9 protein-coding genes are annotated in these 9,399 nt (G+C 66.3%); 6 read left to right on the top strand and 3 right to left on the bottom strand.

The features are described 5' to 3' along the window. Window positions 1–3 precede the first annotated feature (3 nt). From D3273_RS26240 to D3273_RS26250, 3 genes are read right to left on the bottom strand one after another with little or no spacing between them, the layout of a single operon-like run. Complete coding sequence (locus D3273_RS26240) at window positions 4–852, bottom strand: hypothetical protein (RefSeq protein WP_129229913.1); 849 nt, start codon at window positions 850–852, stop codon at window positions 4–6. Between the two features lie 58 nt (window positions 853–910). Further along, window positions 911–2,398: a mechanosensitive ion channel family protein gene (locus tag D3273_RS26245; protein ID WP_129229914.1), complete on the bottom strand. Its 1,488-nt coding sequence runs from the start codon at window positions 2,396–2,398 to the stop codon at window positions 911–913. Window positions 2,399–2,425: 27 nt separating this feature from the next. Continuing rightward, window positions 2,426–3,337, bottom strand: coding sequence for a LysR family transcriptional regulator (locus D3273_RS26250; RefSeq protein WP_165359716.1), 912 nt, complete (start codon window positions 3,335–3,337; stop codon window positions 2,426–2,428). Window positions 3,338–3,628: 291 nt separating this feature from the next. Here D3273_RS26250 and D3273_RS26255 point away from each other — a divergent pair, with 291 nt between their 5' ends. From D3273_RS26255 to D3273_RS26280, 6 genes are all read left to right on the top strand, one after another. Then, window positions 3,629–4,030: a YybH family protein gene (locus tag D3273_RS26255; protein ID WP_165359717.1), complete on the top strand. Its 402-nt coding sequence runs from the start codon at window positions 3,629–3,631 to the stop codon at window positions 4,028–4,030. 334 nt (window positions 4,031–4,364) lie between these two features. Continuing rightward, window positions 4,365–5,819 carry an aldehyde dehydrogenase family protein gene (locus tag D3273_RS26260; RefSeq protein WP_245501403.1) on the top strand — a complete coding sequence of 485 codons (1,455 nt, stop codon included), beginning with the start codon at window positions 4,365–4,367 and terminating at the stop codon, window positions 5,817–5,819. 75 nt (window positions 5,820–5,894) lie between these two features. Further along, entirely contained in the window at window positions 5,895–6,992 is a 1,098-nt protein-coding gene (locus D3273_RS26265) for a Gfo/Idh/MocA family protein (RefSeq protein ID WP_129229917.1), read from the top strand. Window positions 6,993–7,283: 291 nt separating this feature from the next. Then, window positions 7,284–7,475, top strand: a complete 192-nt coding sequence (locus tag D3273_RS26270) for a hypothetical protein (protein ID WP_129229918.1) — start codon at window positions 7,284–7,286, stop codon at window positions 7,473–7,475. Then, the gene (locus D3273_RS26275; RefSeq protein ID WP_129229919.1) at window positions 7,460–8,581 is read left to right on the top strand and encodes a hypothetical protein; all 1,122 of its coding nucleotides are present in this window, start codon (window positions 7,460–7,462) and stop codon (window positions 8,579–8,581) included. The genes D3273_RS26270 and D3273_RS26275 overlap by 16 nt, the downstream gene beginning before the upstream one ends. A 173-nt stretch (window positions 8,582–8,754) precedes the next feature. Continuing rightward, the gene (locus tag D3273_RS26280) at window positions 8,755–9,183 is read left to right on the top strand and encodes an MFS transporter (RefSeq protein WP_129229920.1); all 429 of its coding nucleotides are present in this window, start codon (window positions 8,755–8,757) and stop codon (window positions 9,181–9,183) included. Window positions 9,184–9,399: the final 216 nt, after the last annotated feature.

Raw genomic sequence — 9,399 nt, forward strand, 5'->3', positions numbered from 1 at the left:
CCTTTAGGCTAGCCGTAAGCCCGTAAAGTCGGCCGCGGGCCAGTCATCCCGCAAGGCGGTCTTCGTCGGACGCGTACGACGGGATCGCAGGCGGCGCAGGTTGGCGCAGAGCACCAGCAGCGCCATCGCCAGTGCCGCCCCGTATACGAGGAGCACCGCGTCCTCGATCGTGTCCAGGCGACCGCGCAAAGAGCCCAACAGGTCGAGGTTGGCGGCGACGCGCGCCGTCCAGTCCGACTCGCGGTCGAGCCGGAGCAGCACCTCCTGCCCGGCCTGGGCGAAGCCGAGGAGGGCGAGGACAGGGAGCGCGAAGGCCACCGGCGACAGGAGCGGCGCAACGCGTGGCCAGGAGGGCCGTAGCACCAGCCACGCTTGGAGGCCGACGACGCCGTGCACGTAGACGGCCAGCACGGCGGCGAGTTGCTGGAGCGCGTAGGCCGGGGCGTAACGCCAGTAGACGGCGAGGACGAACCCGTAGTCGGCGTCGAAGGCCTGGTCGAGGTCGCTCGCCACCTGAAGGGCGACGACGTGGGCGACGATCAGCGGTGGGATCGCCAACCCGAGCAGCAGTTGCACCCAGTCCGTCCGCGACAGGCGCAGGGTGCGCCGGGCAGACAGGGCCTGGAGTCCCAGCACCGCATGGGCGACCGCGGCCCCGAGCAGGACGACCTGGCAAGGCCAGAGCTGCCACGGGGCCAGCAACCAGACGCGAGCCCGATCCATCGTTCCGATCGACGAGAGCCCCAGCGCCAGGTCGGCGAGGTGCATGGCGACGAAGCAGAGCAGCACGAGTCCCGAGGCCAGCCTGACGCGCCCGCGGATCGCGGGAGCGTGCATCCGTTCCGGCGTCATCTCGCCCTCCCGTCGTCAGGTCTGCCATTGTGGAAGCGCCGCCGCGGCGGTCGCGGGCTCATCGCGGCGCCTCGCGAACGACGTCGGCAGCGAGGCGTTGCAGGAACCCGCGCATCCGGGACAGGAACAGGTCGGGGCGCTCGTCCCGATGATCGTGGCTGGCGGCGACGTCGGAGCTGATCGACGCCTGCGCGCGTCGGGCCAGGTCCTCCAACGCGGCCGCGAGGTCGGGATGATCCTCGATCGCGGCGGTTATCGCCGCCTCATCGAGGCGGAAGGCCTTCACCGGCGTCAGCGCCTTGGCAGTCGCCGCATAGGGCGAGCCCGTGATCAGCCCGATCGCGCCAAGGCTGCCGCCCGGACTCATGCGGTGGTGGATCTCCGACCCGTCCGGTTCGCGCCGCAGGATCCCGACCGTGCCCGAGGCGACGACATAGAGGGCCTCGGCGGGGTCGCCCTGCTCGAACAGCCTTTCGTCCGGCGCGAGCCGGAGGTCGGCCATCAACGCGGCCAGGAGGTCGCGTTCCCGGCCCGCCATGGTGCCGAACAGGTCCGACCCGGCGAGCAGGTCGGCCGAGGTCGGGATCGCAAGCGGCGGGACCTCCGCCAAGCCCTCGACGGCGAGCGGGATCGCGGCGTGGAACAGGTGGCGCTGCACCTGCGCCAGCACCTCCGTCCGCGCCGGGCCGATGACTTCGTTGCCGGCGACTGAGAAGGCGATCTCGTACGAGGCCCCATCGCCGCGCAGCGCGGTCTGCACCACGGCGGGCGGAGGATCCGATAGGGGCAATCTGCAGGCCTTCACGGCCGCGTCCAAAGCGGCCCTGCAGCGCTCCGGCATAACGCGCGGGTCGAGCCGGACCTCGACCGTGGTCCGGCGCACGGGTGCGGGCAGGCTGTGGTTGACCAGTCGCGACTTGGCCATGACGCTGTTGGGCACCACGGCGACGTCGCCGTTTGCCGTGGCGATCAGCGTCGAGCGCCAGTTCACCTCGCGGACGCGCCCTTCGACGCTGCCTTCGACCCAGAGGGAATCCCCCGCCCGGTAGGGCCGCTCGATGTCGATGGCGATGCCTGAGAAGACGTCCGACAGCGTGCTCTGCAACGCGAGCCCGATCACGACCGCGATCACGCCGGAGGTGGCGATCAGCCCGCCGACCGGGACGGAGAAGACGAGGTCGACGATTGCCAGGGCGGCGGCGACGTAGACCGCGCCACCGATCAGGTCCGACAGGATCTGGGTCTCGCGCGAGCGGTTCTGCAGCACGAGGAGCAGGCGCGCCACGCCGGCCACGCTTCGGGCCGCGACGATCCACCAGCCGGCCTCGACGGCCTGCTGCCACGCCCGGTCCCAGGCCCCGTCGGCGTAGATCTCCGGCTGCAGGGGCGAGCCGACGACGCGCTGGATCAGGAGGGTGAGGAGCACGAGCGTCGCCACACGCCACAGCGCGCGCGCCGAGACCGGCCAGCGCGGAAACAGCAGCGGCACCGCGATGCCCCCAAAGAGCACCACCGTGGCGAAGGAGAGGAGGGTATGCGCGCTCATCCGTGGCGTCCCATTGCGTCGCCCCTCTCAGTGCGAGAGTTCGGGGAACAGCCGGGGCAACATGTCACCCGCGAACTCCATGAAGGCCCGCATGGGCCCGGACGGCGCGCGGCTCGGCGGGTGGACGAGGCACAGGTCGAAGACGGGCAGCCCCCAACCCGGCAGCACCTCGACTAGCCTGCCGTCGCGCATGAGTTCCGGCTGCACCACCGGAGGCAGGTCGCCGATGCCGCCGTCCGCCAGCATGAGCGACGTCAGCCCGGCGTAGTCGCTGATGGCGAGGTGTGGCCTGAAGCGCAACACCTCCCTCTTGGAGCCGCCGACCTCGGTCAGGGTCCAGGTGCTCTCGACGCCGGGGAACGCGAAGGCCAGGAGCGGATGGGCCAGCAAGTCGCGCGGGACCAGCAACGGCTTGACGCCTCGCAGATAGCTGGGGCTGGCGACGAGTTGGTGCCGGTAGGTGATCAGCTTCAGCCGGCCCTGCTCGGCTTTCCTTTGAGGTCCGATCTTGACCTGAAGGTCCACGCCGTCCGGGAAGTCGTCGGCGATCCGCCCCGAGATGAACACCTTAACGCCGACGTTTGGGAACGAGACGCGGAAGGCGGCGACCAGCGGCGCCAGCACCGTGTCGGAGATGCTGGGCGGGGCGGAGATCCGAAGCGTCTCGGACGCCTCGGTCCGCCGCTTCGATCGCGCGTCGTCGACCGCGTCGTTGATCTCGGCGAGGGCTCGGGCCTGTTCGATGAGCTTCGCGCCGTCCTCCGTCAGTTGCACGGCGCGCGTCGAGCGCAGGAGCAGACGCGCGCCGAACTCCCCTTCCAGGTCGGCCACCCTTCGACTGACGGTGGAGACCGGCATGTCGAGCCGCCGCGCGGCCTCGGTGAAGCTCTTCGCCTCGACGACCTTGGCGAAGATCATGAGGGCGTTCAGGTCAGCCATCGGTGTCCTAAATCCGAGATCAGAATTCCCATTATCGGAAACCATCACTCTTGGTACGGTCCACATACTTTGGTTTAGTTGATAGATAAAGGCTCGTTGGGGCAAGGTGGTCGCCGTCACAATCTCGAAGCGATCCCGCTTATGAGCAGGAAAACACGATCATGTAGGGTTCTCATCCACAAGAACGTCGAAGCCGCCCTGCTTACTGCGGCGTTGCTCGGGTCCACCTCGATCTTTCCGGCGCGTGCACAGACGACGCAGCCTCACCCAGCCACGATGGGAGCCAGCACCATGGCCCAGGACGAAGCCGCCATCCGAGCCGCGCTGGCCTCCTACAATGCTGCGCTGAATGGAGGAGACACGAGCGACGTCCTGCTGCTCTACGACCAGGACGGCATCTGCATGGCGCCGTTCAGCCCCTCAAGCATCGGCCAGGCCGCCCTGCGGAAGGCCTACGACGGTTTCTTCCTCGAGTTGAAGTTCAATGTAAAGTTCGACATCAACGAAGTCGTCGTCATGGCCCCCGACTGGGCCTTCGTGCGCACGAACTCCGCTGGCACGACGCTGCACCACTCGACCGGCAAGACCGTGTCGGAGGCGAACCAGGAACTCTTCGTCATGCACAAGGGCGCCGACGGGCGCTGGCGCATCGCGCGCTACAGCTTCTCTCCTACCAACCCACCCAGCGCCTGAGGCACTATCCAGAAGACGTTTCGCAGCGCTGAGTCCAAGGGAGTCGACTTATGTTCAAATCGATCGCGTCAGCAACGCTCCTGTGCTGTCTCCTCTCGTCCGGGGGCGCCCGCGCCGAGGGACAGGCCTTGTCGGCCAACGGGGGATCATCGGGGATGGTGCCAGCCAAGGTGGGCTCGGGAAACCAGTCGCCGGATGTCGAGACTCCCTACGCGCCGCCTGCGAGGTCATCGCTGTTTCCAGACGAGAACGGGAGGCTGCCCGTCAACGGCGCAGCCGATCGCCCGAACGGCCAGACGAAGTAGGTGGTCCCTCCTTCGAGAGCGAGGACAGCGTGATACCATCGAGACTGTCAGCGAAGCATTGGATCGGCGGGGACTGGGTTGACTCCTCGCTGCGCCGCGAGAGTGTCGACCCGGCGACGGGTGAGCCGATAGGTACCTACGCCGACGGGGGTGCCTCCGAGGCCGCGCTGGCCGTCGCGGCCGCGCGCCGGGCCTTCGTCGACTCACCCTGGCGCGGGGACAGGCGCCTGCGGGCGAGGACCCCCAACGTCATGGCCGACCGGTTCGAGGCGAGGGCCGAGGACCTCGTCGAGATCCTGGCCCTGGAGAACGGGAAGATCGTTCCCGAGGCACGCTTCGAGGTCGGCAGGGTGGCGTCGAAGCTGCGCTTCTACGCCGCCCTCGCCCTGACCGAGTTCGGCCGCGCCATCGAGACCGCGCCGGGCCGCTATTCCACGACGTTGCGCGAGCCCATGGGCGTGGCCGGCGTCATCGCGCCCTGGAACTCCCCCGTGGTGCTGTTCATCCGCTCGCTGGCGCCCGCCCTCGCCGCAGGATGCACGGTGGTCGGCAAGCTGCCGGGGCTTACGGCCCAGACGAACGCCCGCATGTGCGAGGTCTTCGCCGAGGTGGAAACCCTTCCGGCCGGGGTCGTAAATGTCGTCACTGAACTCCACGGCGACGCCGCCCGCGCCATCGTCGACTCGCCCGACGTCCCGATCATCAGCCTGACCGGCAGCTCGAAGACCGGCCAGCAGATCATGGCGTCGGGCGCCAAGCACATGAAGCGGTTCGGCGGCGAGCTCGGCGGCAAGACGCCCATCCTGCTGTTCGACGACGCCGACCTCGACCGCGCCCTCCCGGTCGTCGAGAAGGCGCTCACCACATTCGCCGGCCAATTCTGCATGACCGGGAGCCGCCTTCTGGTGCACCGCGCCATTCTCGATAGGGTCCGGGACGGGCTGGCGACGCGGCTCGAGGCCGTCAGGGTCGGACGGGCGTCCGACCCGGCGAGCCAGATGGGGCCGATGATCGATCGCGCCAACGTCGAGCGCGTCGACAAGGTTGTCGAGGAGGCGATCGCGGCTGGCGCTCGGGTCGTGACGCGCGGTGGTCCCCTCCGCAACGGACCCCTGTCTCGCGGCGCCTTCCACCGTCCCACGCTGCTAGAGATCGACGACCATAGGCTGCCCATCGCCCAGGAGGAGGTGTTCGGACCCGTGCTCGTCATGCAGGCCTTCGACGCCGAGGCCGAGGCGGTCGCACTCGCCAACGACTCCCAGTATGGCCTCGCCGCCTCGATCTGGTCGTCGGACGTCGACCGTCCGCTGCGCGTCGCCCGCCTCATCGACGCCGGCACGGTGTGGGTCAACGACTGGGCGGTCGTCCACGACGAGACCGAGGAGGGCGGCTACAAGCAGAGCGGGCTCGGGCGCCTCAACGGCGTGTCGGCCATGGACGACTTCGTCGAACACAAGACGATCGTCCACGGGGTGAGGCTGTGACGGCCCGTCGAGGGGCCGCGGGCCGCTCGGAGCCCGCCGGCTCCGGTCCCGGTCGGGCGCTATCGGGAGATCACCATGCGTGATGGAAGGATCGGCGTGGGCATGATCGGGCTCAGTCCCGGCGAGGGGTGGGCGGCGCGAGCCCACGTCCCCGCGCTGCGGGCGCTGCCAGCCTACGAGCTGGTCGCGGTCGCCAACACCAGCCTCGAGTCCGCACGGGCCAGCGCCACGGTCTTCGGGATTCCCGGCGCATACGGTGATGCCGCGGCGCTCGCCCGAGCTCCCGACATCGACCTCGTAGTCGTCACCGTGAAGGTGCCGCACCATCGCGCCCTGGTGGAAGCCGCCGTCGCGGCAGGCAAGATGGTCTACTGCGAATGGCCTCTCGGCAATGACCTCGCCGAAGCCGAGGTCATGGCGGAGGCGGCCCGCGCCGCGGGTGTCCGCACCGTGGTGGGGTTGCAGGCCCGGTCGTCGCCGGTCCTGCGCTACCTCGGCGACCTCCTGCGTTCGGACTACGTCGGGGAGGTGCTGTCCACCACGCTGGTCGGCTCCGGAGGGCTGCTCGGGCCGACGACGAGCGCCCGCGACGCCTATACCAACGATCGCGCCAACGGCGCCACTATGCTGACGTTTCCGTTCGGTCCCACGGTCGACGCCCTGTGCGGATGCCTCGGCGAGTTCCGCGACCTGTCGGCCGTCACTGCGATGCGACGTCACAGCTCCAAGATAATGGAGACGGGTCAGGAGAGCCCGATCAAAGCGGAGGACCAGGTGGTCGTCGCCGGCACGTTGGAGGGCGGCGCCGTGGCCTCCGTCCACTATCGGGGAGGCTCGTCGCTCGGCACCAACCTGCGCTGGGAGATCAATGGCACGCAAGGCGACCTCGAGATCACTGCCTCGAGCGGGCACCTGCAGCTGTCGCCCCTGACGCTGCGGGGTGCCCGTGAGGGCGACCCAGGGCTGACGGAATTGCCTGTCCCGGCAGCTTACAGGACGGTGCCGAACGCGCTTCCGAGCCACGTCGTCAACGTCGCCGAAGTCTACGCCCAGTTCACCTTGGGGGACAGAGCCCCTCACCCGGTCGCGGACTTCGACGGGGCGGTGCAGCGCCATCGCCTGATCCGGGCGATCGAGACATCGGCGGCGGAAGGTCACCGCGTCGCGCCGTGAGGTCGCGCGCTTGCGCGTCGACCCGAGGCTCCCTGGCACTTCCGCCGATCCTCTCGACGTCGACGGCGACTTCTCAATCTAGAGTGATGGTGAAGGCGCGTCGAAGCCGAATCCGACGCGCCCTTCCAGGCGAATGCATTGGCGCGCCCATTCGCTCGGTAAGCATATGAGCCAAGTCATCCAGCAATTGATCTCACTGCTCGACCGAGTAACATCGGCCCCATCTAGTGCTCGGCTACACATTAGGGAGGAGCCGTTGGCGACCCGCTGCTGACGATGCCATTAAGCCGCATGCCAGCACGCTCCACGCTGCTCGCTTTGCTAGCCTTTTTTATCCTCGGCAACGTGGAATGCGCCACGGCGCCCGAAAACGACTGGCTGATGACTGGAAATATCATCACCGCTGATACCTTCGATGCTGGTCCAGCAATCGATATCGATTCAAACTCAGTAGAGAAAGCCAAACCATGGTCAACAATCTAGTGCCGAATGGCCGCTCGCGACGCGGATTTCTGAAAATGGCATCCGCATGTTCATTTAAAACCTGCTTTTTGGTCGGCTCGCTTGCAGTGAGCGCTGCATCTGGCCAGACCTCTTCACCGGTGACGGTATCGAGCCAACTACCCGCGAATTGGCGCGACATCAAGGATGGGGTAGGCGGCTATCCCGCGGGTCCGATGCTTGAGATTGCCCTGCGTCGTACCCACTCGGACAAGCTTGAGATGTTCAAGTGGCGCTCAGAGTTCATTGCGATGTTAAGTGCGCAGCCGGGCCCGCTCGTCGAGCGCGAGTGGCATTCGACATGGGGCCTTCCCGCCAATACGGGCGCAGGTACTTGGACCGGTATGACTTGGTGGGAGAACCAGCAGAAATGGCAGGACATGGCCAACGTGCTCTTCTCAACGCCAGTCGCCGAGAAGTGGCTTCAAACTCTTGATATGACCCTGGTCTTCGTCAAGCCGCTCGACAAGAGTTTCGACCTTCATACGCTGGCTCAATCCAGCGGGCAGGTGCTCGAATTAGGCTTGCTGGCCTTCCCTGCATTCGATGGGAATGCTGCCACTGGAAACGATCCCGCCGCAGCTCAAACCTATCTCGACGCCCTGAAGAAGAACGGCGCCGAAACATATCGATTTGCCATATATCCAAACATGACCGGGACCAACGGTCCTTATACAGTTGCATACAATAAAAACAGTCCGCCTGACAAGTACGGTGAGCAATGGTATGTCTACATGGCGAGTTACGAATCGGCAGAGACGCGAATTCGACTGCAAGCTACTGACGAGGTGCGTCGCGCGTTCGAAGAACTCACGAATTCTATGGTGAAGGGGCATTCGGACATACAGGTTATGGAGCGATCAACTTCACAAGTCTGCATCAAGAAAAGTACCCATGCATGCTCACTTGATCCGGATGACTGCCACGTAGGCTTGATGGGAAGTGGTGACACTTGGGCCGCCAGTTGCAGTGAGCGCCCACAGCCGTGTATGACGGATTACAATGTCTGCTCACAGATCTCCCCTAGGACCTGTGACGCGTTGGGCGGTAAACGGGCCGAATCTTGCTCCCAAACTACTCATCCCTGACAATAGGACTTTGGCGAATCTTTTTAGCTTGTGAGGGGCGTTGAGGGCTCCCGGCTTCCCTCCCGTCGCAGAGTGAGATGGTCTAGCCCGGAAGATTCATGGTAAGATGGCGAGTGTAGCCTAACATGCTGATCAAGCTCATGACGTGAATCCTGCTCGGGTGCGGCCTCGCCTTGACAGCCTTGAACGCGCTCGGGGGTTGCCTCGCCGACTGGACGGCACTTCCGGCCCTGTCGACGATGCTGGGCCTGCCGGCGATCAGTCTCTTAGTCCTGGGCTGGGGCGTATCCTCCATGTCGCTCAAGGTTGTGACCGTAGCGATGTGGGGGAGCCTCCGCCTTCGCCGTCTGCCCGTGCTCCGGGCCATGGTGGTGCAACGCGCCCGCGACGGCGCGAACCTCGCCTCGACGCTTAACATCAGCGCCCTCAACCTCGGGAATGCGGTCGGTGCCGGCATCGGAGCGGTCGCCATCGCACACGGGGTCCCGCTCGCGCACGTGCCGATCCTGGCCGGCACCTTGGCGCTGGTCGGATTAACGATGTCGGGCGCGGCCGTGCGGCTGAAGAAGACCTTCGCGGACATGGCTGGTACCAACGCATAGGGACAGATAGACGTACGTATAGTTGATGGAGCGACACACCCGCGTCAACATAAGCACGTTGCTTGCACGATCGTCCGACGCCATCGAGTTTCGTGGGAAGTAAATATTGCTCTCGCTGGTAGGCCGCATTTCTCGCGTCGTAATTGCTCACGAGGTCGTGCTGCCGTTCAGGCCGGCACGGCGATTGGCTGGCCTCGCAGCGTGAGGCGGATGGCA

Origin of the sequence: Lichenibacterium minor (assembly GCF_004137685.1) — a bacterium.
In the GTDB taxonomy this organism is placed as follows: Bacteria; Pseudomonadota; Alphaproteobacteria; order Rhizobiales; family Beijerinckiaceae; genus Lichenihabitans; species Lichenihabitans minor.

Bases quoted from the DNA above. Each gene is read 5' to 3' on its own strand.
- D3273_RS26240 (WP_129229913.1), bottom strand. From the start codon at position 852: ATGACGCCGGAACGGATGCACGCTCCCGCGATCCGCGGGCGCGTCAGG.
- D3273_RS26245 (WP_129229914.1), bottom strand. From the start codon at position 2,398: ATGAGCGCGCATACCCTCCTCTCCTTCGCCACGGTGGTGCTCTTTGGG.
- D3273_RS26250 (WP_165359716.1), bottom strand. From the start codon at position 3,337: ATGGCTGACCTGAACGCCCTCATGATCTTCGCCAAGGTCGTCGAGGCG.
- D3273_RS26255 (WP_165359717.1), top strand. From the start codon at position 3,629: ATGGCCCAGGACGAAGCCGCCATCCGAGCCGCGCTGGCCTCCTACAAT.
- D3273_RS26265 (WP_129229917.1), top strand. From the start codon at position 5,895: ATGCGTGATGGAAGGATCGGCGTGGGCATGATCGGGCTCAGTCCCGGC.
- D3273_RS26270 (WP_129229918.1), top strand. From the start codon at position 7,284: ATGCCAGCACGCTCCACGCTGCTCGCTTTGCTAGCCTTTTTTATCCTC.
- D3273_RS26275 (WP_129229919.1), top strand. From the start codon at position 7,460: ATGGTCAACAATCTAGTGCCGAATGGCCGCTCGCGACGCGGATTTCTG.